The 26,263-nt window shown below is 57.4% G+C and carries 19 protein-coding genes; 5 read left to right on the plus strand and 14 right to left on the minus strand.

Annotation, left to right across the window (positions count from 1 at the left end; all coding sequences use genetic code 11):
• Positions 1-31 precede the first annotated feature (31 nt).
• The 12 genes from recD to rppH all read right to left on the minus strand — a co-directional run bounded on the left by recD (position 32) and on the right by rppH (position 18,653).
• Entirely contained in the window at positions 32-1,870 is a 1,839-nt protein-coding gene (gene recD, locus PGR79_RS05820) for an exodeoxyribonuclease V subunit alpha (RefSeq protein ID WP_113372958.1), read from the minus strand.
• A complete protein-coding gene (recB, locus tag PGR79_RS05825) occupies positions 1,867-5,412 on the minus strand; it encodes an exodeoxyribonuclease V subunit beta (RefSeq protein WP_430921234.1) in 3,546 nt (1,181 codons plus the stop codon). The genes recD and recB overlap by 4 nt, the downstream gene beginning before the upstream one ends.
• Positions 5,409-8,294 (minus strand): pitrilysin, encoded by a 2,886-nt coding sequence (gene ptrA / locus PGR79_RS05830; RefSeq protein ID WP_430921236.1) that lies wholly within the window; start codon positions 8,292-8,294, stop codon positions 5,409-5,411. Before ptrA ends, recB begins: the two co-directional genes overlap by 4 nt.
• Before the next feature lie 164 nt (positions 8,295-8,458).
• Positions 8,459-11,830, minus strand: coding sequence for an exodeoxyribonuclease V subunit gamma (gene recC / locus PGR79_RS05835; RefSeq protein WP_430921238.1), 3,372 nt, complete (start codon positions 11,828-11,830; stop codon positions 8,459-8,461).
• 12 nt (positions 11,831-11,842) lie between these two features.
• Positions 11,843-12,166: a prepilin-type N-terminal cleavage/methylation domain-containing protein gene (locus tag PGR79_RS05840; RefSeq protein ID WP_087858615.1), complete on the minus strand. Its 324-nt coding sequence runs from the start codon at positions 12,164-12,166 to the stop codon at positions 11,843-11,845.
• Complete coding sequence (locus PGR79_RS05845) at positions 12,151-12,558, minus strand: DUF2509 family protein (protein WP_213316465.1); 408 nt, start codon at positions 12,556-12,558, stop codon at positions 12,151-12,153. The genes PGR79_RS05840 and PGR79_RS05845 overlap by 16 nt, the downstream gene beginning before the upstream one ends.
• The gene (locus PGR79_RS05850) at positions 12,555-13,118 is read right to left on the minus strand and encodes a prepilin peptidase-dependent protein (protein WP_308958589.1); all 564 of its coding nucleotides are present in this window, start codon (positions 13,116-13,118) and stop codon (positions 12,555-12,557) included. The genes PGR79_RS05845 and PGR79_RS05850 overlap by 4 nt, the downstream gene beginning before the upstream one ends.
• The gene (locus tag PGR79_RS05855; protein ID WP_430921241.1) at positions 13,109-13,573 is read right to left on the minus strand and encodes a prepilin peptidase-dependent protein; all 465 of its coding nucleotides are present in this window, start codon (positions 13,571-13,573) and stop codon (positions 13,109-13,111) included. Before PGR79_RS05855 ends, PGR79_RS05850 begins: the two co-directional genes overlap by 10 nt.
• A 186-nt stretch (positions 13,574-13,759) precedes the next feature.
• Complete coding sequence (thyA, locus tag PGR79_RS05860; RefSeq protein ID WP_045373795.1) at positions 13,760-14,554, minus strand: thymidylate synthase; 795 nt, start codon at positions 14,552-14,554, stop codon at positions 13,760-13,762.
• 6 nt (positions 14,555-14,560) lie between these two features.
• Entirely contained in the window at positions 14,561-15,436 is an 876-nt protein-coding gene (lgt, locus tag PGR79_RS05865; protein ID WP_087858619.1) for a prolipoprotein diacylglyceryl transferase, read from the minus strand.
• Positions 15,437-15,863: 427 nt separating this feature from the next.
• Positions 15,864-18,110, minus strand: a complete 2,247-nt coding sequence (ptsP, locus tag PGR79_RS05870) for a phosphoenolpyruvate--protein phosphotransferase (RefSeq protein WP_047078964.1) — start codon at positions 18,108-18,110, stop codon at positions 15,864-15,866.
• Positions 18,111-18,122: 12 nt separating this feature from the next.
• Positions 18,123-18,653: an RNA pyrophosphohydrolase gene (rppH, locus tag PGR79_RS05875; RefSeq protein WP_015703328.1), complete on the minus strand. Its 531-nt coding sequence runs from the start codon at positions 18,651-18,653 to the stop codon at positions 18,123-18,125.
• A gap of 453 nt (positions 18,654-19,106) precedes the next feature.
• Between rppH and PGR79_RS05880 the strand changes: the two genes are divergently transcribed.
• The 5 genes from PGR79_RS05880 to PGR79_RS05900 all read left to right on the plus strand — a co-directional run bounded on the left by PGR79_RS05880 (position 19,107) and on the right by PGR79_RS05900 (position 22,444).
• The gene (locus PGR79_RS05880; RefSeq protein ID WP_162750116.1) at positions 19,107-19,271 is read left to right on the plus strand and encodes a hypothetical protein; all 165 of its coding nucleotides are present in this window, start codon (positions 19,107-19,109) and stop codon (positions 19,269-19,271) included.
• 64 nt (positions 19,272-19,335) lie between these two features.
• Positions 19,336-20,031: a DNA mismatch repair endonuclease MutH gene (gene mutH / locus PGR79_RS05885; RefSeq protein ID WP_101705384.1), complete on the plus strand. Its 696-nt coding sequence runs from the start codon at positions 19,336-19,338 to the stop codon at positions 20,029-20,031.
• 63 nt (positions 20,032-20,094) lie between these two features.
• Positions 20,095-20,808, plus strand: a complete 714-nt coding sequence (locus tag PGR79_RS05890) for a TerC family protein (protein WP_045396707.1) — start codon at positions 20,095-20,097, stop codon at positions 20,806-20,808.
• 123 nt (positions 20,809-20,931) lie between these two features.
• Positions 20,932-21,150 carry a YgdI/YgdR family lipoprotein gene (locus PGR79_RS05895; RefSeq protein ID WP_004867116.1) on the plus strand — a complete coding sequence of 73 codons (219 nt, stop codon included), beginning with the start codon at positions 20,932-20,934 and terminating at the stop codon, positions 21,148-21,150.
• Between the two features lie 253 nt (positions 21,151-21,403).
• Positions 21,404-22,444 (plus strand): NADP(H)-dependent aldo-keto reductase, encoded by a 1,041-nt coding sequence (locus tag PGR79_RS05900; protein WP_113372965.1) that lies wholly within the window; start codon positions 21,404-21,406, stop codon positions 22,442-22,444.
• Positions 22,445-22,528: 84 nt separating this feature from the next.
• On the opposite strand, the gene lplT is transcribed toward PGR79_RS05900, so the two are convergent.
• Complete coding sequence (gene lplT / locus PGR79_RS05905; protein WP_113372966.1) at positions 22,529-23,722, minus strand: lysophospholipid transporter LplT; 1,194 nt, start codon at positions 23,720-23,722, stop codon at positions 22,529-22,531.
• The gene (gene aas / locus PGR79_RS05910) at positions 23,715-25,874 is read right to left on the minus strand and encodes a bifunctional acyl-ACP--phospholipid O-acyltransferase/long-chain-fatty-acid--ACP ligase (RefSeq protein WP_113372967.1); all 2,160 of its coding nucleotides are present in this window, start codon (positions 25,872-25,874) and stop codon (positions 23,715-23,717) included. Before aas ends, lplT begins: the two co-directional genes overlap by 8 nt.
• Positions 25,875-26,263: the final 389 nt, after the last annotated feature.

A 26,263-nucleotide genomic window follows, 5' to 3' on the forward strand; every position in this document is an offset into this window, starting at 1 on the left:
GAGGTGAAGAGCGTATTCACGCCCTTCCCCACTACCCGTGTCCGGCGAAAATCTCCGCCAGGCCGCTGCGCCGTTCAGTCCGCGTCACGATGGCTTGCGCCAGTACCTGCTCGTCGGCGTAAAGCGACAGGCGCCGTTTGGCGCGGGTTATCGCGGTATAAACCAGCTCGCGGGTTACCAGCGGTACGCTACGAGAAGGTAAGATCAGCGCCGCATGATCGAACTCCGAGCCTTGCGACTTATGCACCGTCATTGCCCATGCGGTATCATGTTCCGGCAAGCGGCTTGGCTGCACCGATTTAATACTGCCATCCGGCATCGGGAACCACACGCGAAGTTCGCCGTCCCTTTCCAGCGCAATACCGATATCGCCGTTAAACAGCCCCAGCGCGCTATCGTTGCGGGAAATCATCACCGGACGGCCATCGTACCAGCGTGAATGGCGCGGTAGCGTAATCGCCCGCTTACGGTGGAGCATCAGCTCCAGCTGTTCATTCACGCCGCTTACTCCATAAGGCCCTTCACGCAGCGCGCACAGCAGCTGAAATTCGCCAAAGGCGGCAATCATCTGTTCCGGCGCGGCCTGCTCGCGGCGAAGCTGCAGATAACGGCCGTAGCCCTCCTGCGCCGCCATCAGCATCGCTTCATACTCCTCGGTGGTACTGAGCGGCTGCAGAACGATATCCTCAAACGGCTGGCGTAACGTCGCTTTCACGTCCGCACGCGCACCGGCGTTGACCGCCCGCGCCAGGCTGCCGATACCGGAATGGCTGCCAAAGCGGTAGCTTTTTTGCAGCAGACACAGACTATCACGCAGCGCTCCGGCCATCTGCCCCTCGCCCGCCGGCACCGTTGCGCCAGTCAGCCGCGACAGCTCTTGCGCTCGCGCCGCGGTATAACCGGACGTCGCCCAGGCACAGATATCGCCAAGCACCGCCCCGGCTTCCACGGAGGCAAGCTGATCGCGATCGCCGAGAAAGATCACCCGCCCGTGTTCCGGCAAAGCATCAATCAGGCGCGACATCATCGGTAAGTCGATCATAGACGCTTCGTCGACCACCAGCACATCCAGATGCAGCGGATTACCGGCGTGGTAGCGCATGCGCTGGCTACCGGGCTGCGCGCCCAACAGGCGATGCAGCGTACTGGCATCGGCGGGAATCAGCGCTTTTTGCTCCTCGCTAAGCGGAAGTTTTCTTAACGCCGCCCCAAGGGATTCCGTCAGACGCGCTGCGGCTTTGCCGGTCGGCGCCGCCAGCCGAATTCGACAACGCGGCGTGTCGTTGATCTGAATCAGCGCCGCCAGCAGCTTCGCGACGGTAGTGGTTTTTCCCGTACCCGGGCCGCCGGAGATCACCGAAATGCGCCGGGTCAGCGCCACCGCCGCGGCGACTTTTTGCCAGTCGATATCGTCGGTTGCCGGAAAGAGTTCATTCAGGGTTGCCGTTAGCCGCTCTTCATCGACCTCAAGCACCCGGTTCGTCTCATTGAAGAAGCGGGCGACGGTGAGTTCATTACGCCACATGCGGTTCAGGTACAGCCTGTCGCCGCATAAAATCATCGGCGTCGGTTCGTCGCCGCGGCTCACCGCTGACGAAGAAAGCAACAATTGAGGCCAGTCCTGCGGCTCTCCGGCCATTGCCAGCAACTGGTCACGGATCTCGCCGGCCTTGCCGCTTAGCGCTTCTTCAGCGTTGAGGCGCGACAGCGGCAGACAGACATGACCTTCTCCGGCATCCCGGCTCAGCAGCGCGGCGGCCAGCTTCACTGCCGGAGGGGCATCCTGCGCCACCATCAGCGCAAACTGAACGTCCAGCGGCCGCAGCAGACGCTGCTCGGCGGCGGCCAGTAGCAGTTCATCCATAGTCATGAGTCCACCTCCAGGGTAACGCCGGCAAATAGCGCGTCGAGACCGTCAATCAGCGGCTGCGCCGGGCGGGTGGTGAAGATCCCCTGCCCGCCTTCCTGCCCATCCATGCCGCGTAAAAAAAGATAAATGACGCCGCCAAAGTGCCGCTCGTAGTGATAATCGGCAATACGGTGACGCAGATAACGGTGTAGCGCCAGGCTATACAGCTGGTACTGCAGATCATAGCGATGCAGGCGCATCGCCTGGATCATCGCCTGCTGGGTGTAGGCTTCGCGGTCTTCGCCCAGCCAGTTCGATTTGTAATCCAGCAGGTAATAGCGGCCATCGTGACGAAATACCAGATCGATAAACCCTTTCAACATCCCGCGGACCTGGCGGAAATCGAGCGCCGGGGTATCAGCCGAGAGCGGATCATAGCGGCGGATCAGCGCGTCCAACCGCAGCGGATCCAGCGGTTGTTCAATCGGTAGATAGAAGGCCATTTCCACCTGTTTATCCCGCGCGCCCAGCTGATTCAGAGCGATTTCCGCCCCCGGCAGGCGTGTTCTCAGCACGCCGTCCAGCCATTCGCTCAACACCGGCGCCCACTCTTCGCCAAAACCGTGCAACTGTAGTTTTTGCGCCATCCAGTCAACCGGTACCGGCTGGCTGAAATCGAGATCTTCAAACAGGCTATGCAGGAAAGTCCCCGGCGACGCGCCGCGCGGGAACTGATGAGGCGTGAGCTGCGGCTCTTCCGCCACCTCGCCCACGCCCGCGGCGTCGATATCGAGCCGCGGCAGCAGGTCCTGACCGGCGCTGGAACCATGCTGCTGCAGGCCGGAATAACTGGTCACCCGCCAGTCGTCCATAACCTGACGTTCAAGCGTCCGCGCCGAAAGCGGCGGTAGCGCGTTTTCCGGCGCCTGCCACGGCGTCTGGTCCATGGTATCGGGAAGACATAGCGCAATATCATCGTTACACAATGCCTGTAGCCGCGCGGTTAATCCCGCCGCGTCCATCGGCTCGCCGTCCTGCAGCAGGCGGCCGAGGGCGCTGTGATGAAAATCGCTGTTGCCAGGTTTGTCGCTACGACGGGTACTTAACGGCGCGATCCCGAGACTGCAGTGCCACACCGCGCGGGTCAGGGCGACGTACAACAGGCGTAAATCCTCCGCCAGGCGCTCGGCTTCCGCCAGCTCAAGGCTATTCTCCCCCTCTCCGAGGTCGAGTACCGCAGCAAAGGAATCGCGGTCGTGATAGAACGCCTGATCCTGTTTGCGAAAGCGCGCAATAAAGGGCAGCCAGACCAGCGAATATTCCAGTCCTTTTGATTTGTGGATGGTGACGATTTGCACCAGGTGCTTATCGCTCTCCAGACGCATCTGCTGGCTGGAAGCATTGCTGTCCGGTTCGGCGATATGTTGCGTCAGCCAGCGCACCAGCGCGTGCTCGCTCTCCAGCTGATTCGCCGCCTCTTGTAATAATTCGCTGATATGCAAAATATCGGTCAAACGGCGTTCGCCGCCGTGGGTCGCCAGCAGGTTTTCGGCGATATGACGCGCCCCCATCAGCGCGCGCAGCATCGGCATTACGCCGCGCTGGCGCCAGATGTGACGGTATTCACTGAACTCCTCTACCAGCGCATCCCAGGCACGTTCATCCTGATTAAGGTTTTCGATATCCTGCGCGTTAAGGCCAAACATCGACGTTGCCAGCGCGCTGCGTAGCGTGTTTTCACGCTCTGGCGCCAGTACCGCCTGTAGAACCCACAGTAATTCCTGCGCTTCCGGGGTTTCAAAAACGCTGTCGCGGTTTGAGAGATAGACCGACGGGATCGACAAAAGCTGCAGCGCATCGCGAATAAGCGCCGCTTCGAGACGGTTACGCACCAGCACGGTGATATCGGAGGCGCGCACCGGCTCGGCTTTTTCGCCGCGCCACAGCAGCGCGCGCCCCTGCTGGCCGGCGCTGAGCCAGTCGCGGATCTGCGTCGCGCACAATTGCGCCATAAAAGACTGATAATCGCCAGAACCGACGGCTTCGCCAGGCATTAACCACATGTTCATCGCCGGGATCGGCTTCCCATCAATGGTAAAGCGCAACGTCTGATTTTTAGCGGCAGGCTTCACCGGCAAGAATGGGATCTCGCGGAACATGAATGGATTATCACTCAGGCCGAACAGGCGATTAACGCTCTGTACCATGCCCGGCGCCGAACGCCAGTTGGTATCCAGCGTATAGTGGGCAGCGACATCGCCGCGCGCTTTCATATAGGTAAAAATATCGGCGCCGCGGAAAGCGTAAATCGCCTGTTTCGGGTCGCCAATCAGCAGCAGGGCCGTATCCGGCTGACGGCGCCAGATGCGGCGGAAGATGCGATACTGCTGCGGGTCGGTATCCTGGAACTCATCGATCATCGCCACCGGGAAACGCTGACGAATAGCGCTGCCCAGCGCTTCGCCGCTGTCGCCACGCAGCGCGTCGTCCAGGCGGCTGAGCATGTCGTCAAAGCCCAGTTCGCCTCGACGCCGTTTTTCGCGGGCGACCGCTTCGCGGATCTCCACCATCGCCCTGGCGATAACCAGATCGTTTAAGGTAAGCGGTGAGGCGAGCAGCGCTTCTACCGCGCTGAATAAGGGATGCAACGGTGGTTCGCCGCCGTCTTTGGTGCGCTCAATGAGGAACGGTTGCGAGAATTTTTCCAGCGCATCAGGCAACTGATAACTCAGCGTTTCTTCCTGCGCCCAGGCGCTGACCTTTTCGATCCACTTGCCCTGGTTGCCGCGGTTGAACTTGCGGCGATCGAGCCCTGAGCTTTCCAGCACGTTTTCAATTTCACCCACCTGTTCTCGCCACTGCTGCTTCAGCGCATTGATACGTTCAAAGATTTGCTGATGGCGGCTTGCCAGCGTCTCTTCCGCGGGCGGCGGCGATTTTAGCTGCGGCGCTTCGCCCTGCAGCCAGCGGTCGATCGCCTTAAGCAGGTCACGCGGCCCTTTCCACTGTTCATGGATCACCGCGGCGATATCGCGCGGCAGCGGATAGCAGTGGCGACGCCAGAAGTCGGCGCAGGCCTGATAACGCAGGCGGGACTCGTCTTCGATCAGTTGCTGTTCAAACAACATGCCGGACTCGAAGGCGTTGAGGCTCAGCATTCGCTGACAGAAACCATGGATGGTAAAGACTGCCGCCTCGTCCATCTGGCGTTCCGCCAGCATCAGCGTTTGCGCCGCCTGGTTTTTATCGGCGATTTCCGCGAGCAAAGAGGCATAGAGCGGATCGCTGGCGCTTTCGCGCAGGCAGGCAATCCGTAGCTCGTGGATATTACTGCGAATACGCCCGCGCAGCTCTTCCGTCGCCGCTTCGGTAAAGGTAACTACCAGCAGCTCTTCCACGCTGACCGGCCGGGGGAAAGCGGATTCTCCCCCCAGCCCCAGCAGCAGCCGTAGATATAGCGCGGCGATGGTAAAGGTTTTTCCGGTGCCCGCGGAGGCTTCTATCAGCCGCTCGCCCGTCAGGGGCAAGCGGAGTGGGTCAAGAGACTCAGCGGTTTCGGTCATTCATTCTCTCGCATCAGGGGTAAGGATTTCTGCAATGCGCTGACGCTTTCCCATACTTTACCGCCTTCAGGGGCGGCGTATTCCGTCTTGCCGTTCTGGCTGCCGGAAACCTGGGATAACAGTGCCATGCCTTGCGGATCCACCACCGTCTGATGGAAGAAATCGGCAAGTTTTTGCGGCGTCAGCAGTTTAATCTGAGCCACTACTTTATCACGTGAATCGAAGCGCATATTACCGCGATCGAAATCTTTGCTCAGCTTTGATGCTTCTTCGCTCAACGTTTGCGGCGCCTGCAGCATCTGGCTAATCGCCGCCTGCTGGATCTGAGCAAACTCTTCCGGTTTCATCGCCCGCAGTTTGGCTTCCGCCGTCGGGAAGAAGGCCTGGAAGCGCTGCCAGAGGAAAGCCGGCTGTTTATCGCTACTCTGTAACAGGAAGCCCATCCCCCACTGGCGGCCCACATTCATTGAGAAGGCGAATACCGCATAGCCGAGTTGTTCTTCAGTACGTAACTGGTTGTAGAACCAGGGCTGAATAATCTGCCCTAACAGCGAACTGGCGGCCATGCTGCTGTATTCATCAACGTTTGGCGGCGCGAAAACCGCCGCCAGCGCGGAGTCGGTGCTGCTGCCTGCTTTCTCAAACATCGCCAGCTGTTTGCTGTCGATCAGCACGTCTTTGTTGCGACACCATTCGTTACCATCGGCGCCAAGCTGTTTTTGGATCTGGCGGGCCAGATCGGTGGACTCTCGGGCGCTCATGTTACCGATGACCAGCAGCTCCGGCCGCCCTCTTGCTTTCAGGTTATCGCGGTAGTTGATCACCTCTTTCAGGGTGATTGACGGTAGTAAATCGCGACGTGTTTTACGCTCAAAATAGGGTACCTGCGACAGCATCTGAATCAGCATAATCGCCTGGTCATAGGCTTTGCCTTTGTCCGCCGAATCCATCATCTGGGCATACCAGGACTTCGCTTGCTCAAGCTGCTCTTCGGTCGGCGTATAGCTAAAGTAGCCGTCCAGCAGCGCGGTAAAGAGCTGCGGCAGACGCTGGGTATAGCCGTTGGCATTAACCATCAGACCGTTGTTGGCGCCGGTCGAGAAGCTTATCCCGCCTACCGCGGCCTGATTGCTAAGCTGATCGAGGGCGATACCGGCCAGGTAATCATTCAACGCGAACATCACCTGTCGGCGCGCGCTGTCCATCGCCTGCGGGTTACGTAGCACCAGCGAGACGTCGGCCTTCGGTTCACTGGCAAAGTACTGGCTTGGCGCGTACACCACGCGCAGCGTCGGCTCATCGACGATAAGCTCCGGATGCGGGTACGCCTTATCGCTCTTAATCAGCGTGAAATCATCCGGAATGTACGGGTTCAGCGTCGGCAGCTGCAGCTTGATGGCTGCAGATTTTTGCTGCCAGTTGGTGAAGGTCTGGGGGCTAATTTTATCAACCTGATAAGGCGCGTTGACGAAATAAGCGGTTTTATTGTGCGGTTCATTCGGGCTGATGTACCAGATACGCGCATTTTGCGGCGTCATCATCGCCAGACGATCTTTAATCGCCTGGGCATCATAGCGGTCGGCGATATTAACCACGTCCAGTACGTGCTCTACCGGCACGCGAATCATGGTATCGGCCAGCCACTCCACATAATCCATATCGCGGTTAATCGACGGATAGCGGAAATCGAGCTCCAGCACGTGGGCTAATTCATCAAAGTAGCGCTTATCAATCCCCTGAGTACGCAGCAAATTCAGGTAGCTGAAGATAGCGGCGGTAACTTCATCGCGGTGCGCCAGACCTTTATCGGTGAGGGTAGCGGAGATCGCCAGCACGCCGCTATTGCCGTTGACGGCCGGATCGGAATCCGCGCGAATCCCTTCCGCCAGCCCCTGCTTCTGCAGCCAGTCGGATAAGGTGCCCGGGCTGCGGTTGCCGATCATATAGGTCACCAGCTCATCGGTCTTGCTGCGAAACTGAGCGCTGTTGTTATCGATGCGGAATTCAACGCGCAGCACCTTACGCGGCATCGCCGGCACGTAGTGAATCACAATACCCTTCTGCGCATCGGTCACGACCGGTACGGTAATTTCCGGCTTACTGATGTCGTGATTTGGCACCCGTCCGTAGGTCGCGGCGGCAATGCTTGCCAACTCAGGCAGTGGCTTATTACTGTAGATGACCGCCTTCATCAGGTTTGCCGAGTACCAGCGGTCGCGGAAAGCGTGCAGCGCATCAAGCACCGGGCTACCAGGCTTGTCGCTCAGCGTATCGAGGTTACCGCCGGAGAATTGTGAAGCCGGGTGCGCAGGGTTGATGGTTTCGGCGCTCACCTGCGCCATGCGCATCCCGTCCCGGGTGCGCGCCATGGTCAATTCGGCGTTGACCGCGTTACGTTCGCGTTCGGCATATTTTTTATCCAGCAGCGGCGCAGCAATGGCATCGGCCAGCCGATCGACGGCGCCGTTGAGAGCATCGTTTTCCACTTCAAGGTAGAACGCGGTGCGATACGGCGCGGTGCTGGCATTATGGCTGCCGCCGTGCATTTTGAGGAATTCAGCAAGGCTGTCAGGCTGCGGATACTTCTGCGAGCCCATTAAGGTCATATGCTCGAGATAGTGCGCCAGCCCTTGATGATCGGCCGGATCCTGTAATGAGCCTACCGGCACCACCAGCGCCGACAGCGATTTTACCGCCTGCGGATCGGATACCAGCAGCACGACCATGCCGTTTTGCAGGCGAATGGCCTGATATTGACGGGGATCTTTTTCGCTTTTGCGGATGGTTTCCTGAATCGGTTGCCATCCGGTGTCTGCCTGACTTAACGGCGCCCAGAGGGCGACCACTACAACAAGAACTTTGAACCATAAACTGCGGGGCATTCACGGACCTCATCATTAACAAACTTCGCGCTGCATAGCGTCAGCGTGGATACCCATCATCAGGCAAAACGCCATCTTCAAGGTATTTACAACATCAGTCCGTGATTCGTTGCGCATAATAAATGAACAACCTTCTTTTGCGCAATTTTTATACTATTACAATTTTATTCGGACTGATGGAAACGAAATATCGGCAACAGATAACGCTGAGCCTGCGCGATAATCTCTTCATAGTACGCAGGCTCAAGAGTGCGCCACAGGCGCTGGTACCAGATATCGGCACCTTCGCCGCTCACCACCATATTACCTTCGTAGGTCTGAAGGAACTTACTGCGCGCTTTTTGTTGCGTTTCGTCATCCATTAACATGACATCCTTTTCCGCGTCATAACAGGCTTTTAGCCACGCGCCGCCGCTTTCCGGCAACAGCAGTAGCGGTTTTGACATCCCCTGCAGGTAGCCTTCTACCAGCTCATTCAGATACGCCTGCGCCTGCTCCGCCGCCAGCGGCGGGAAACGCCACTCGCCTTCCTTGCGCACGAACAAGCGGCTTTCGCCGAGACCGCCGCTAGCACAATAGACAAGATGTTCCAGCCAAAGTTGCACGCCCTGAGAGACGCTCAGCAGCGACGGCCGCCAGCGTAATAGCCCATCCGGCTGTACCTGCTGTAGCCAGCCGGTGAGATTGATACCGTTGCACTGTAGGTCAATCTCCATACTTTGCGCGGGCTGACGACTGGCGATAACCCGCTCAGCCAGGTTCTGCATTTCCTGACGCTGCGCCTCCCATGCCAGTTCGCCAAAGGCGCCAAAAGGCAGCTCACCCGCCGCACGAAAACGACGATACATCGCTGACGCATCCTGTTGTTCAATCAGCGTATTCAGCAACTGTTGGTTCAACTGGTAACGGCTTAGCCCTTCAAGTACGAAAGGCTCATCTTCGGGGATCTCGCTCTCTTCAGAGCGGAAATTCACCCGCAGACGCTGCTGGAAGAAAGCCCGCACCGGATGCTGCCAAAAGCGTAATAGCTGTTCAAACGGCAATGTGTCGATAGCAAGCGGCGCAAGCGGCTGGATAAATTCACTATGCGCCTCTCCCTGCTGGCTGGCGGCGGCCAGCCACTCTTTCGCATAGCTCTGATCTTCATCCGGCAGATAATTGGCGGCATCGAAAGGCATACGCGTATGCAGATGGGTAATGTGCTCTTTAACGCGCCGTTCGCTGGCATCGCAGTCCAGCGCTTCATCGCCTTCAAGGCAGTGGCTCTGACCGATATAGTCCGCCAGTTCCTGTACCAGCACCGAAGGATAGCGCTCGCTATTATCCTGAATTGAGCGGCCGATGTAGCTGATGTATAGCTTCTGTTCGGCCGACATCAGCGCTTCCAGGAACAGATAACGGTCATCATCGCGACGGCTACGGTCGCCGCGCTGCGGTTTTTGGCTCATTAAATCGAAGCCCAGCGGCGCGAGTGTACGCGGGTAGACGCCATCGTTCATCCCCAGCAGGCAGACGACCTTGAAAGGGATAGAGCGCATCGGCATCAGGGTGCAGATATTCACCGGCCCGGCCAGGAAACGCTGGCTGATCCGCTGCTGATCGAGGCGCTGCGCCAGCTCATCACGCAGCAGCAATAGCGGCACGGCAGCTCCGTACTGCGCATCCAGCCCGCCATCGATGATGGCTTGCCATTGCTGTTCAATCAGCGCCAGCGCCGCTTCGGTTTCACTGTCCGGCAGGAAGAAATCTGTGAGTAGATCGCGGCACACCGGCAGCCACTCTGTCAGTGGGCGATCCTGCGCCAGACCGCGGCGCCATAGATTGAGCTGCATCAGTAACGACGCGAGATTCCCCACCAGTTCGGCAATCAGTCCGCTGGATTCATCATAGGGCAGCACCGACTGCCACTCGCCCTGGCTGCTGTCCATCGCATACCCCAGCAGCATACGCGTTAACCCAAAACGCCAGGTATGCTGGCCGGTCGCCGGAAGATCCATTTCGCGCACGTTGTCGTCATCCATGCCCCAACGTACGCCGGATTCATTGACCCACTGGCGCAGGTAGCGCAACCCCTCTTCATTGATATTGAAGCGCGCCGCCAGCACCGGCACATCCAGCAGCGCCAGCACGTCTTCACTGGCGAAGCGGCTGTCAGGCAGAGAAAGCAACGTGATAAACGCCTGTAACGCCGGGTGCGATTCCCGCGCCCGTCGGTCGGAAATCGCCCACGGCAGCCAGCGTTCGCCGCGCGCCGCGCCGAAAACCGCCTGAATATAGGGACTGTAGCTGTCGATATCGGCGACCATAACGATAATATCGCGCGGCGTCAGCGCCGGGTCTTTTTCCAGCATCGCCAGCAGTCGGTCATGCAACACTTCCACTTCACGTTGCGGGCTATGGCAGACGTGGATAGCCAGGCTGCGGTCGTCATTCGCCAGCGGACGCTTACTCTTACTGCTGGCGAACTCTTGCGCGGTGCGTCCCGCCACCGCGGCGTTGCGCAGTTCCAGAATATCGGCCTGGAGATTATGTAGCAGGTTATCGGGGGCGATATCGACAAAGGCGTCCAGCTCTTCATAGCGCTCCAGCCCTGCCAGCAGATAGATATAATCGCGCCCGAGCTTGCCCCACGAGGCCAGCAGCGGATTGCCGACATCCTGCTCGCCATCATCATTAAACAATCCCGGCGCCTGTTCAGTGTCGCGGAACAACGGCAGCTCGCGTGCCTCGCGGTGGTGGCGGCGCTGGCGCGACATCAGTTTGGCAAGAAACGCCGGATCTTTAATATCGCCCCAGTAGTAGCGACAGGGGTTGGTGAAGAGTACATAGACATCGACATGCTTACCCAGCGCCTGCAGGGCCTGCAAATATACCGGCGGCAGCGCCGAGATGCCGCAGATAAAGACCCGCGACGGCAGCCCGGCTGGCGGCTGGTCAGCATTTTCCAACGCGCTGATAAAGCGCTGGTACAGATTAGCGCGGTGCCACAGCGGTTGCCCAAGCTCTGCGGTGTATTCGACTAACGCTTTCCACAGCGGCGCCTGCCACTGCTGAGCGTCGCCCAGCCCGTCCACCCGTTCATCGGCCTCCCAGCGCATCAGCCACTCCGGGCGATAGACCAGATACTGGTCATACAGGTCGGCCACCCGCGCGGCAAGCTGGAACAGCTTACGTTTGTCGCTATCATCACTCAGATAGTGGCGCAGTAATGTGAAGGCTTCATCGTCGAGATACTGCGGTAGCAGGGTCATCAGCTTCCAGCTCATGCTCTGTTTACTGAAGGCGCTCTCGCCGGGAATATCGTCTAGCACGCGAACGAACATATCCCAGATAAAGCTGGCCGGCAGCGGAAACTCGATATTCGCCGCAATACCGAAGCGCTTTGCCAGCGTCATCTGCAACCATTGCGCCATACCGGTACTTTGCACCAGCACCATTTCCGGCATGAAAGGGTCATCCAGCCGCTGGCGCTCGACGATAAACTCCATCAACGCTTCAAGCACATCCAGACGGTTTGAGTGGTACACCCTTAACATATTCGCTCCTGACTACTGATTTACCGGACAATGTAGCCGGTTCATCTGCACCCGCTTAGCGGCGGGCATGGTGATCGTTACCGTGATGCTGACACAACTTTGCCTGGATGTCTGCAAGCGGCTTATTTGCCCTTTCGCGGGCTGTGCCGGGGGAATGAGCTGGCTAAAGCGCCACGCTTCCCGCCATTGCTGGCGATAGGCGTTCAATTGAGCGGCGCCGCCGGCTAGCCCCCGATGATAACCGCCAAGCGCCGCGATAGTCATGATTAACAGCGCCATCGCTAATAATGTCTCCGCCAGACTAAAACCGCGCTGGCGCGCTACGGCATCAGGCATAACGCACTCTCCTTCAACGGGCAAAAGTCGCTCCAGCCATGCGCTAAATAGCGCAGCTCGCCCTGTTCAACCCACGCTGACTGCCACAGCTGTACTGTACCGCTGCCGGCGATAAGCAGCGCGCGGCCATCATTAAAAAGCCGCAGGCAAGCGCGCCAGCGTTGACTGTTTTCCAGTTGACACACCACAGCGCTCTGCAGCGGCCAGTTCACTCCTTTGCCCCACTGCAGCGCCGACTGCGCGGCGGCCGTATCGCGAATCGCCTGGGTTTCGGCGCTCACCTGCGCCAGCAGAGATCGCTGCTGCTGATTCATTCCCTGCAGCAGCAGGCTGCCCAGCGCCAGTAACAGCAGTACCATCAGTAGCGATGAAACTCCGCGCTGGCGTTTCACAGGTTGAACCCCGTTACCCGATATTGCGCCTCGGTGGAAATACGCGAGTCCGATTGCGCCTGCCCCCCCAGGGTAACGATAAGTTCAGGAGAGAACCCGCTTATCGCCTGCCGCTCAAGGTGAAAACTCGTTACCGTTATGGCTGCGGGATTGGTCATTTTCTCCCAATTTTTACCGCCGCAGTCAGTGACGCCGCGCCGCGTTTCCAGCGCCCCATCGCGCAGGCGAAAACCGGTAGAATCGGCATCGGCCTCCGGCGCCAGCTCCCAAATGCCGTTGCTGTTGCCATCCCAGCGAACAATAACGCACTGCCCGCCGTCGGCAATCACCAGCGCCTGACCATTACAGTGACCCGCGCAATATCCGGCGCGCTGCAAATGTTTGGCTAACGCATAGACCCGCTGCCATAGCTCATTTTCCAGCGCCTGCTGCTGCGTTTGGCGAAGAATCTGGCGCTGTAGCGCCGGAAGGAAACGAGCGGCTCCGAGCAGTAATACCGAGCCAATCGCCATAGCAATCAGCGTTTCAATGAGCGAAAAACCGCGCGCCGCTACTGGCATAATTCCTCCCCTTCCCGACACAGGCGTATGCGTCCCCAGTTAGAGACAACAATCCGCCACGCTTCGCCATCGCCTTGCAACAGGATATGTCCGGCCCAGGCGCTGTTGCGCAGGCCGTAAAAACCAATGCCCGCCGTCAAATGTTGCAGCGTAATTCCCGGCCATAGCGGCTGTAGGGTAAAAGGCGTTTTCGCGTGACAGTCAGCCTCCACCCCGCTTGCGCTCAGACACCAGCCGGCGGGCGATTGTCCGATGCTAATGACGCGGTCGCGGTTGTGCCAGTTGGCGTCATCGCGCAGCAGCACGAGATAATCGCGCACCTGGCAGGCGACCTGCCACAAGCGCTGTTGCTGTTGCCAGCGCTGCCAGCCGTACATACCGCTAGCGCTGAGGATGACCACCAGCATCATGGTGACCAGCATTTCAATTAGGGTGTAGCCATGCTGTCTGTTCATGGCGTCGAGTATGCGTTGCTCCGATCATCCATTCGAATGGTAAATCTACGGTTCGCGTCGCGGCTCGGGAAAAAATTCGCCAGTTGCAGGATATTGAGCGGCGTCAGGAATCAGGCTCGCAAAATTCTGCAAAGGGCATAAAAAAACCGGCGCTGCTGGCGCCGGTTTGTCATCACTACAGAGACGTTAAATCGCCACAGGCGCTTTAATTCCCGGATGCGGGTCATAACCTTCAATTTCGAAGTCTTCAAAACGGTAGTCGAAAATCGACGCCGGTTTGCGCTTAATGACCAGCTTCGGCAGCGGACGCGGTTCGCGGCTCAGCTGCAGGTTGGTCTGCTCCAGGTGATTGCTGTAGAGATGAGTGTCACCACCGGTCCAGACAAAATCGCCCACTTCCAGATCGCACTGCTGCGCCACCATATGCACCAGCAGCGCATAGCTGGCGATGTTGAACGGCAGGCCGAGGAACACGTCGCAGGAGCGCTGATACAGCTGGCAGGAGAGTTTGCCGTCGGCGACGTAGAACTGGAAGAACGCGTGGCACGGCGCCAGCGCCATTTTATCCAGCTCACCGACGTTCCATGCCGACACGATGATACGGCGGGAGTCCGGGTCATTTTTCAACTGTTCCATGACCGTGCCGATCTGGTCGATATGGCGGCCGTCCGGCGCGGGCCAGGAACGCCACTGTTTGCCGTAAACTGGCCCCAAATCGCCATTCTCATCCGCCCACTCGTCCCAGATGGTGACGTTATTTTCGTGCAGATAGGCAATGTTAGTGTCGCCCTGCAGGAACCACAGCAGTTCATGGATGATGGAGCGTAAATGACAGCGCTTGGTAGTCACCAGCGGGAAGCCTTCCTGCAGGTTAAAACGCATCTGATGGCCGAAGATAGAGATGGTGCCAGTGCCGGTGCGGTCATTTTTTGGCGTGCCCTCAGCGAGCACTTTCTGCATCAAATCAAGATACTGTTTCATGGTTCCTCAAGAGTTTTGTTGCTGCGGACGGTGACGATAAGCCCAAACCATCATAATGATACCCGCAAGCACCATCGGGATCGAAAGAATCTGCCCCATACTGATGTACTGCACCCAGCCGCCGGTAAACTGTGCGTCCGGCTGACGGAAGAATTCCACGATAATGCGGAACAGACCGTAGCCGATCAGGAACAGGCCGGAAACGGAACCGGTCGGGCGCGGTTTACGGATAAACAGGTTCAGGATCAGGAACAGCACCACGCCTTCCAGCGCCAGCTCATAAAGCTGCGAGGCGTGACGCGGCAGCGCGCCGTAGGTATCGAATAATGATTGCCATTCCGGATGCGACGGCAGCAGCGCCAGGTCCTCAGCGCGCGAGCCCGGGAAAATCATCGCATAATGGAAGCTCGGGTCAACGCGGCCCCACAGCTCACCGTTGATAAAGTTGCCCAGACGCCCGGCGCCGAGGCCAAACGGGATCAGCGGCGCGATAAAATCGGAGACCTGGAAGAAGGTACGCTTGGTGCGTTTGGCGAAGATAATCATCACCAGAATCACGCCGATCAGGCCGCCGTGGAACGACATGCCGCCATCCCAGACGCGGAACAGATATAGCGGGTCGCTAAGGAAGACCGGCAGGTTGTAGAACATCACATAGCCGATACGGCCACCGAGGAATACGCCGAGGAAACCCGCGTAGAGCAGGTTTTCCACTTCATTTTTCGTCCAGCCGCTGCCCGGACGATTGGCCCGACGGGTGGCCAGCCACATCGCAAAGACGAAACCAACCAGGTACATTAAGCCGTACCAGTGGAGAGAGACCGGTCCAATGGAAAATATTACCGGATCGAACTCCGGAAAATGCAGGTAGCCACTATTCATCTGTCACCATAAAGACTTGTTATTCCGCCGAAAGTGGACAGCGGTGATGATCCGTGCCCGCTTAAAACGGGCACTCCGAAGGAGGCGAATGATAGCATAAGCGTGTAGTGCGATCCGCGCTGAACGTGTAAAAGATATGTATAAGGATGCTAACAGCGTGCGGTTGTTCCCCGGGCTCGCTACGCGGTGCCGTTTTTTTGTCGGGTGGCGGCTAACGCCTTACCCGACCTACGGCCCGTGCGGCCCGCCTTTAATTTATTCACCACGCTGGCTGACACTACTGGTGCTGGCGAGCTCAAAATCCCCCGGTGGCGCTGCCGCTTACCGGGGGGTACAGCGCGATGCGATTTGGTAGCCCGGAGAAGGCGCAACGCGCCGCGTCCGGGAAAAACCCTTAAAAAGTTGCAAACCGATAACACTATCTACGTTACCGTCCGCCGCGGATCAGGCCGCCGAGACCGCGGCGCTCCATAAACGCCGCCACCTGGTGGCGCACTTCCGTGGTCATCTGCGCTTCCAGACTGCGCCGTGACAGCTCCTGCGCTTCTTCAATATCGATACGGCGTAGCAGATATTTCACGCGCGCGACCGAACGGCCGTTCATCGACAAATGGCGATAGCCGAGGCCCACCAGGATGGTGACGCACATCGGGTCGCCGGCCATTTCGCCGCACAAGCGCAGATCGATACCAAAACGCTCGGCGTCATGGGCAATCATCGCCAGCGCCCGCAATACCGCAGGGTGCAGGCAGTCGTACATATTGGCGACGCGGGTATTATTGCGGTCGACCGCGAGGATGTATTGCGTCAGGTCATTGGTGCCGACGGAGATAAAGTCGATGCGGTTTGCCAACTGCGGCAGCATAAAGACCATTGACGGCACTTCCAGCATCACCCCAAGGCGCGGGCGCGGAATCGCGTAACCAATCATCTCTTCGACTTCGCGGCTGGCGCGCTCGATCAGGCGGCGGGCTTCGTCAACCTCTTCGAGGCTGGTGACCATCGGCAGCAGGATGCTGAGATTGCCGGTGGCGGCATTAGCGCGCAGCATGGCGCGCACCTGGATCAAGAAGATCTCTGGCTGATCGAGCGTAATACGGATCCCGCGCCAGCCAAGGCACGGGTTCTCTTCGCTAATCGGCATATACGGCAGTTGTTTATCGGCGCCGATATCCAGCGTTCGCAGGGTCACGGGCTTGCTGTTAAACATCTGCAGCATGCCCTGATACTGGGCGACCTGCTCCTCTTCGGAGGGGAAGCCGCTTTGTAACATAAACGGAATTTCGGTGCGGTAAAGCCCGATACCATCGATAAAGCTGCCGAGTTTCTCTTCATGCTCCGGGCTCAGGCCGGCGTTGAGCATCACTTTTACCCGTTCGCCGCTTTTCAGCTCGGAAGCGCGTTCAAGATCGTCTTCCGCCAGCCGGCTCAGCTCATTCTCTTCGCTGATTAACCGCTGATACTCTTGTAGCAGCACCGGTTCGGGATCGACCAACAGATCGCCGCGATAGCCATCAACGATCAACGTATGGCCATGCAGCAGTGACGGCTGAATGTCGGCGCCCATTACCGTCGGGATGCCCAACGCACGCACCATGATCGCCGCGTGGGAGTTGGCCGCGCCGTCGCGCACCACCACCCCGACTAAGCGGTCCTGCGGCACTTCCGCAAGCGTGGTTGCCGACAGTTCATCGGCCACCAGAATAATGCGCTCAGGCCAGGTATTCGGCCCCTGGGTGGTGTCGTCGAGATGAAACAACAGCCGCTGCCCGAGAGTACGCAAATCCCCCGCCCGCTCTTTAAGGTAGCCATCACTGAGCGCGGCAAACTGCTCGGCAAATTTCTCAATGACTTTTTTCACTGCCCATTCAGCGACGGAGCCTTTGTCGACTTCATCGAATAGCTCACGGCGCAGGCGCGCATCGGATAACAGGTGCGAATAGAGGTCAAAAATAGCCGCCGTCTCTTTTTGCGCTCCGGCGGCGTAGCGCTTGCTGTAGCGACGAAACTCATTCGCCGCCTCTTCCAGCGCGCCGGTGAGACGTTCGCGCTCGGAAGCGGTATCCAGCGTCGAGGCCTCGTAGACCTGCTCCATCAACGGCAGGCTGGCATCCATCCAGCCTTCGGCAATCGCCACCCCGGATGATGCCGGCAGCGCGCGGATGCGGGTCTGGCGATACTGCCCAAACAGCGCATTTAACTGCGATTGGGAGAGAATAGCGGCCATCTGGGTGGCGAGGGTGACAAGGAAGGACTCTTCGCTTTCATCGAACTGGCGCAGCTCACGCTGCTGAACCACCAGCACGCCCAGCAGCTGACGCCGCTGGATAATCGGCACGCCAAGGAAGGCGCGGAAGCGTTCCTCCTTAACGGCTGGAATATACTTAAAGCTGGGATGTTTTTGCGCATCGGCCAGGTTGATAGGCTCGGCCAGACGCCCCACCAGCCCCACGAGACCTTCATCAAATGCGAGTGCGACTGTGCGCCCGCGAGGTTTTTTCAGCCCGCGCGTGGCCATCAGGTAATAGCAGCGTCGATCGTTGTCAGCCAGGTAAACCGAACAAACTTCCGTTTCCATCGCTTTACAGACATCCGTAACCAGGATATCCAGCGCCTCGTTTAAACGCGGCGCGCTGGCGACCTTCTCGACTATTTCTCGCAACCGAGTGAGCATAATGTGCGTGGCTTAACCTCTTTTACGTCGATAAGCAGGCGCGCTTTGCGGCTTGGGTGTGGTTTCAGCAAGCGACATCGTGACGCCCGCGAACTCTTTCATCACCCGGCGGTAAACGTCGCGCTTAAACGACACCACCTGACGAACCGGGTACCAGTAGCTTACCCATCGCCAGCCATCAAACTCAGGTGTACTGCTGGTTTGCATATTAATAGCCGTATCGCTGCCGACCAGTTGTAGAAGAAACCACTTCTGCTTCTGACCGATACAAACCGGCTTTGTGTCCCAACGCACCAAACGTTTAGGCAGCTTGTAACGCAGCCAGTTACGGGTCGAGGCCAGGATCCGCACATCTTTGCGGCTTAACCCAACCTCTTCGAACAATTCCCGATACATTGCCTGCTCGGCGGACTCGCCTGGATTAATGCCCCCTTGCGGGAACTGCCACGAGTGCTGACCATAACGCCGGGCCCACATCACCTGGCCCTGACGGTTACAAATTACAATGCCGACATTTGGGCGGTAGCCATCGTCATCAATCACCGGACTACCTCAAAATAAGCTTCAATGTGAATGATTGTTTCACACTCGTTGGAAACGGTAAACCACTCTCTGTGTGGCGTGATAACGAATAACATTTGAATAACTCACAGTAATCACCCGAGTTATAAACAGTGAACGCCATCCCCGGGCCATTTTATTCACTTTTTCTGTGGATAGAGTTGTGAAGAAGTACGGAATTAACCAGGGAAAACCCGGAGTAGTCCGAACGACGTAGAGATGGAACCATTTAATAATGACATACTATTCATTAAGTTATCATACTTCTCGCCGACAAATTACAGCATAACGTGATGATCATCACATATGCGATCCGGCAACTGATGAAAGATCGAACAATGCCGCTTTTATCCACAGATAAAGCACATTCGTCGGGCACATTTTGTCTAAAAATTCGATTTTCGTCGCACGTCAAGGCTGTAAATCGAACCAGTAGTGAGGCTTTTCCCCAGTTATCCCATTTTTCTGTGGATAACATGGTGTAAGATCCTGTTCATTGTCAGTGACCAGTTCTGGAAAACCCGTTTTCACTGTTTTCACAAACGGAAAAATGAGAGAAAAAACATATATAAATCATTACATTGGTATAGTTACCCATAAAAAGGTAAACTCTATCCACAACGCACAAAAATAGCGCTCATTTTTTGACCAGAGGTTTTCTATCATGCCAGCCATCGCTCCGCTTACCGCTCCGCCGCAAAGTCAGGAGCAACTTCTTGCTCAGGCCCAGCGGCTGGCGGGTTATTCGCTGGGTGAACTGGCGGCGCTGGCAGGGATCCCTATTCCTCGCGATCTGAAACGCGATAAGGGCTGGATTGGCATCCTGCTGGAGATTTGGCTGGGCGCCAGCGCCGGAAGCAAACCCGAGCAGGATTTCGCCGCCTTAGGCGTGGAGCTGAAAACCATTCCCATTGACCGTCAGGGCCGACCTCTGGAGACCACGTTTGTTTGCGTAGCGCCGCTAACCGGTAATAGCGGCGTGACCTGGGAAAGCAGCCACGTACGGCATAAGCTGCAACGCGTGCTGTGGATCCCGGTAGAAGGCGAGCGCGAAATCCCGCTGGCGGAACGCCGCGTCGGCGCGCCGCTGCTGTGGACGCCGGACGAGGAAGAAGATCGCCAGTTGCGTATGGACTGGGAGGAGTTGATGGATCTTATCGTGCTCGGCCAGGTTGAACGAATCACCGCCCGCCACGGCGAAGTACTGCAGCTGCGCCCAAAAGCGGCCAACAGCAAAGCGCTAACGGAAGCGATCGGCGCCCACGGAGAGCCGATCCTCACCCTACCGCGCGGCTTTTATCTGAAAAAAAACTTCACCGCCGCGCTGCTTGCGCGTCATTTTCTCTTAGGCCATGAATAATTTTTTGTTCTGCCATAACGCCTGCATATAATTACCACTTTATTTTTTGCAGGACTTTGAACAATGTTATTTGCATGGATAACCGATCCTAACGCCTGGCTGGCGCTCGGCACGCTGACGCTGCTGGAGATCGTTCTCGGGATCGATAATATTATTTTTCTCTCTCTGGTTGTCGCTAAGCTTCCCACCGCTCAACGCGCCCATGCGCGGCGTATCGGGCTAATGGGAGCCATGCTGATGCGTCTCGGCCTGCTGGCGTCTATCGCCTGGGTCGTTAAGCTCACCAACCCGCTCTTCACCGTATTCGGGCAGGAGATCTCGTTTCGCGACCTGATCCTGCTGCTCGGCGGCCTGTTCCTTATCTGGAAAGCGAGTAAAGAGATCCACGAATCTATTGAAGGCGAGGAAGAAGGTCTTAAAACCAACGTCCACTCCTTCTTTGGCGCCATCGTGCAGATCATGCTGCTGGATATCATCTTCAGCCTTGATTCGGTCATTACCGCCGTGGGTCTCTCCGATCATCTGTTCATTATGATGGCCGCGGTGGTGATTGCGGTTGGAGTGATGATGTTTGCCGCGCGTCCGATCGGCGACTTCGTTGACCGTCACCCGTCGGTCAAAATGTTGGCCTTGTCGTTTCTGATCCTGGTCGGCTTCACCCTGATGCTGGAGAGCTTCGATGTGCATGTCCCGAAAGGTTACATCTACTTCGCGATGTTCTTCTCCATTGCGGTCGAGACGCTCAACCTGATGCGCAATAAGAAAAACCCGCTGTAAGCCACAAAATTGCAGTCCGGAAGCGGGCTGCAATCCTTTTTAAGACTTTACTGCTTTTTATGTCTCACAAATCAGGCTATTAATATACTGGTACGAGGTGCGGCCATAAGAGAGGTAATGACGATGAAAAAATGGGCAGTATTGATTTCCGCCGTAGGACTGGCGTTCTCGGTTTCCGGTTGCAGCAGCGATTATGTCATGGCGACAAAAGATGGACGTATGATTCTTACCGACGGTAAACCGGCGGTTGACGATGACACCGGTTTGATAAGCTACGAAGATCAGCAAGGCAATAAAATGCAGATCAACCGCGACGACGTGTCACAAATTATTAAGCGTTAAGCTTTTTCGTCGGTTAACCGCATATTTTCCGACAACCGCAGCCACAGAAAAGAGTCGGGATCCCCCTGCTATATCCCCAGGGCAGCCCCCTTCAGGATCTCCAGACCCGGCTTTTTTGATATTTTCCCTTTCTCTTTTTCTCTCCCTCTGCCATGTTGTTATTCCCATCAGCCTGCAAGCGCTTTGAAGTTTGTGGGGAGATAGTTTTGTCGGGAAACTCCTGACCTTGTTGATAAAAATAAGGAAGCCGGCTATGCAGTATCACCGTATCCCACACAGTTCTCTTGAAATCAGCACGCTGGGGCTGGGCACAATGACGTTTGGTGAACAAAATAGCGAGGCCGACGCTCATGAACAGCTCGACTACGCCGTAAGTCAGGGAATCAACCTGATTGATGTCGCCGAAATGTATCCTGTCCCGCCGCGCCCGGAAACCCAGGGTCTGACCGAAACCTACGTCGGCAACTGGCTGGCGAAACGCGGCAACCGCGAAAAGCTGATTATCGCCTCTAAAGTCAGCGGTCCGGCGCGCAATAACGACAGCAGCATTCGCCCGAATCACGCGCTGGATCGCAAAAACATTCGCGACGCGCTGCACGACAGCCTCAAACGTCTGCAAACCGATTATCTCGACCTCTATCAGGTACATTGGCCGCAGCGCCAGACCAACTGTTTCGGCAAGCTGGGCTATACCTGGAGCGACTCTGCGCCGGTGGTCACCCTGCTCGATACGCTGGAAGCCCTCACCGAATTCCAGCGCGCCGGTAAAATCCGCTATATCGGCGTCTCTAACGAAACCGCCTTTGGCGTCATGCGCTATCTGCATCTGGCCGATAAGCACGACCTGCCGCGCATCGTCACGATTCAAAACCCGTACAGCCTGCTTAACCGCAGCTACGAAGTGGGGCTGGCGGAAGTGAGCCAATATGAGGGCGTTGAGCTGCTGGCGTATTCATGCCTGGCGTTCGGTACGCTGACCGGTAAGTACCTCAATGGCGCGCAGCCGGCTGCCGCACGCAATACGCTATTTAGCCGCTTTACCCGCTACAGCGGCGAGCAGGCGCAGAAAGCGGTGGCCGCTTATGTGGACATTGCCAAACGCCACAATCTCGATCCGGCGCAAATGGCGCTGGCCTTTGTGCGTCACCAGCCGTTTGTCGCCAGCACCCTGCTCGGGGCTACGACCATGGAGCAGCTCAAGACCAACGTCGAAAGTTTGCATCTTGAGCTGAGCGAAGAGGTGTTAGCGGAGATTGAGGCGGTGCATAAGGTGTATACCTACCCGGCGCCGTAAGAGGGTAAAAACCCCGGGTAGCGGCTAACGCCTTACCCGGGCTACCGGAGAGCAGACATTTGTGAATCCGTCCCTCTCCGGGGATTATTTACGCCGTCCCCACCACCACAGCGCAGCGATGGCTAGCGCAAAGACCGCGCCAAATCCTATCCCCACGCCAACCGGCGGGATCCCAACGCTGACCGCCAACGAGTACAGCCCCAGCATTAGCAACATCGCCACGTTTTCACCGAGGTTCTGTACCGCAATGGCGTTACCTGCGCCAACGGTATGTTTCCCGCGCTCCTGCAGCAGCGCGTTCAGCGGCACGATAAAGAAGCCGCCACACACCCCAAGCAGTAGCAGTAGGCCAAATGCCGGTAGTAGCGACTGCTGTACCGCGAAGACGATCACCGCGACGCCAATCAATATCCCGGCGGGCATACAGCGCGAGACGGTTTCCAGCGTGACCAGCTTCGCCGCTGCGCCAGCGCCAACCACAATCCCGACGGCGACCATCGCATTGAGGTAGGTCGGCATCGCGTTACTGGTGATCCCAAGCGCCACCGGCACCCAAATCACCAGCAGGAAGCGCAGCGTCACCCCCGCCCCCCAGAACAAGCTGGTGCCCATCAATGAGAAACGCGTTTCACTATTACGCCACAACGTCTTACAGGCGCTGAAGAAGCTATGCGTCATCGGCCTGAAACGCCACGATTGTCCAGGACGAGCAGCCGGTAGTTTCGGGATCCACAGGTTAGCGACCACCGCGCCGCCATAAACCAGCGCACAAACGATAAGCGCCGCCAGCACGTGCCAGTCCGCAAGAATACCGCCCGCCATCGAGCCCAGCAGGATCGCCGCGATGGTCGACGACTCCATCAGTCCGTTAGCCTTCACTAACTTATCGCCGGTGGTCAGTTCGCCCAGAATACCGTATTTCGCCGGCGAATAGGCCGCCGCGCCAATACCCACCAGCGTATAGCCGATAAACGGATTGACGCCAAAGCAAATACACCCGGCGCCGAGCAGCTTCAGGCCATTAGCGACCATCATCACCCGGCCTTTGGCGAAGCTATCGGCAAATTGCCCGACAAACGGCGCAAAGAGAATGTAAGCGCCCACAAACAACATCTGCAATACCGGCTGACTCCACTCCGGATAGTAGAGCTGCTTCATCAATGCCAGGGTGGCGAACAGCAGCGCATTATCGCCGAAGGCCGACAGGAACTGGGCGCAGATCACCGCCATCATCCCTTTCGAGTACAGTGAAGCGTTAGTGTGCACTGACTCACTCATGTGTATGTTCCGCCTCTTCAACCATGCCTTTCAGGGTGACAAAGTCCGGCTTGCCGCTGCCCAGTACCGGCAGCTGTTTCAGCCAACGAATATCGCGCGGTACCGCCAGCTCCGGTACGCCGTGTTCACGCGCGTAGCGCAGCAGCTTTTCGCGATTGAGTTCATTATCGGTGGTAAACAGCACCAGCGCCTCGCCTTTGCTGGCGTCCTGCTTAATGGCCGTGGCGTGCATTTTGTCCGGCGAGACCGCCAAAGCGACCTGCTCGACCATCTCCAGCGAGACCATCTCGCCGGCGATTTTGGCGAATCGCTTGGCGCGACCCTGAATACGGACGTAGCCCTGCTCGTCAAAGACGACGATATCGCCGGTGTCGTACCAGCCGCTCTCCACTTCACCGTGCTGGTTTTCCGCCGTCGGCGCTTCCAGCACGCCGGGGTTTTCTACCCGCAGATAGCCTTTCATGATGTTTGGCCCTTTCAACTGCAGGCGGCCCCCCTGCTCGATGCCCGGCATCGCCAGCAATCGGGCATCCATCCCCGGAAGAATGCGCCCGACGGTACCGACTTTCGCCGCCATCGGGACGTTGATGGAGACCACCGGCGCGCATTCGGTCACGCCGTAGCCTTCAAGGATGCGCAGGCCAAATTTGTCCTGCCACAGCTGTTTGGTGCTGTCCTGCAGTTTTTCCGCCCCTGCCACCACATAGCGCAGACGATAAAAATCATACGGATTAGCGAAGCGGGCATAGTTGGCGAGGAAGGTTGAGGTGCCGAACAACACGGTACAGTTACGATCGTAGACCAGCTCCGGCACCACCCGATAGTGCAGCGGGCTTGGATAGAGGAACACTTCCGCGCCGGTGAATAGCGGCGTCAGCAGGCCGACCGTCAGGCCGAAGGAGTGAAACAGCGGCAGCGCCGACATAAAGCGATCGTTGGCGGTAAAATCGGCGATGGTTTTAATCTGTTCCACGTTAGCCAGCAGGCTTTTATGGCTATGCACCACCCCTTTTGGATTCCCCTCCGAGCCGGAGGTAAAGAGGATCATCGCCGCATCTTCCGGCTGCTGCTTGACCTGCGCCAGACGCGGCGCCAGCAGATGGCCGAATATCCACAGCTTGTCGGCGGTAGTGACATCGCCTTTCAGATCTTCCAGAAACACCCAGCGCACCTGAGTCAGCTGCTCCGGCAGGTGCCAGAGCTTGCCCTTATCGAGGAAGGTACGGGAAGTAAAAATGGTTTTGATTTCCGCGGCGGTAATCGCGCTGCTGAGTCCTTTGACGCCGGCGGTATAGTTCATCATTGCCGGGATACGCCCGCGGGCAATCGCGCCGAAAATCACCGCCGCGCTGATACCGGCGTTAGGCAGCATCAGGCCGATTTTCTCGCCCTGCGCGCTGTATTTTTCCAGAATACGCGCGACGAACAGCGTTTTGGTCAACAGTTTCCGGTAGGTATCCGGCTGGAAATTAATATCTTCCACGCAGTTTTTACGCGCGCCAAAACGGTCCTGCGCCGCCAGTAGCGACTCATACAGCGTTTCACGCGGGCGCACCGCCATGCGCGCTTCCATCATAATCTGGTGCAGCATTTCGCCGGCGATTTTTCGCCGATCGCGGGCGCGCGGCGCTTCCGGCATCGGCAGATGCGTCGGCGGCAGTAAATGGAGCTGAATACGCGGGAACAGGCGGCGTTTTACCAGCCCCTTAAGACGGCTGAACGGCGTAAGTTCGGCGCCTTCGATTCGCAGCGGCACAATGGTCGCTTTCGACTTCGCCGCCACAAACGCCGCGCCGTCGTAGATTTTCATCAGCGAACCGCTTACCGAAATACGCCCTTCCGGAAAGATAACCACCGGGCGCCCCTGCTCAATCAAGCGCACCAGATGCTTAATTGACATCGGCTTGGTGGGGTCCAGCGGAACAAAGTCGATAAGCGGCGTCAGCGCCCGCATAAACCAGCGCTGGCTAATCGAGGTATAGACCGCAAACACCGGCCGAACGGGCAGAAAGAGCGCCAGTAAAATACCGTCGAGAAATGAGACATGATTTGGCGTAATTAATACTTTTTCCTGATAGAGCGCCTGAGTGTCTCCGGTCAATCGTACCCGGTACAATCCTTTGAACAGTAATCGAAAAAATCCCAACAGCATAACGACTCCGCGTGGCTGATTTAGTATTCCGAGCAGGTTACATGAGAAGGCGGGGAAAAGCAGTGTGGGGGAAGAAAATTCAGAATAAAAAAAACCTGCGCATCCGCGCAGGTCGGTGCAAGATAATCAGTACGAAGTGCGTACTTAAGAAACTCACCAATCAATACCTCTGGGACCCTGATTGTCGCGTTTTTACCCGCGACCGCGCCAGCGCGAAAACGCAAGGGAATGAGCCTAAGTGCAACCAGGTATTGCGATTTTCGCTGTCTGTAACAGCATGAATAACAGACAAAAAAAAACCTGCGCATCTGCGCAGGTTGGTGTAATTAAGTGGTCAACGTGACGTTGACTCCACCTATCAATACCTCTGGGATAGCCAGAGTATCAAT

This window comes from Klebsiella sp. 141161, from assembly GCF_050600815.1.
In the GTDB taxonomy this organism is placed as follows: domain Bacteria; phylum Pseudomonadota; class Gammaproteobacteria; order Enterobacterales; family Enterobacteriaceae; genus Klebsiella; species Klebsiella aerogenes.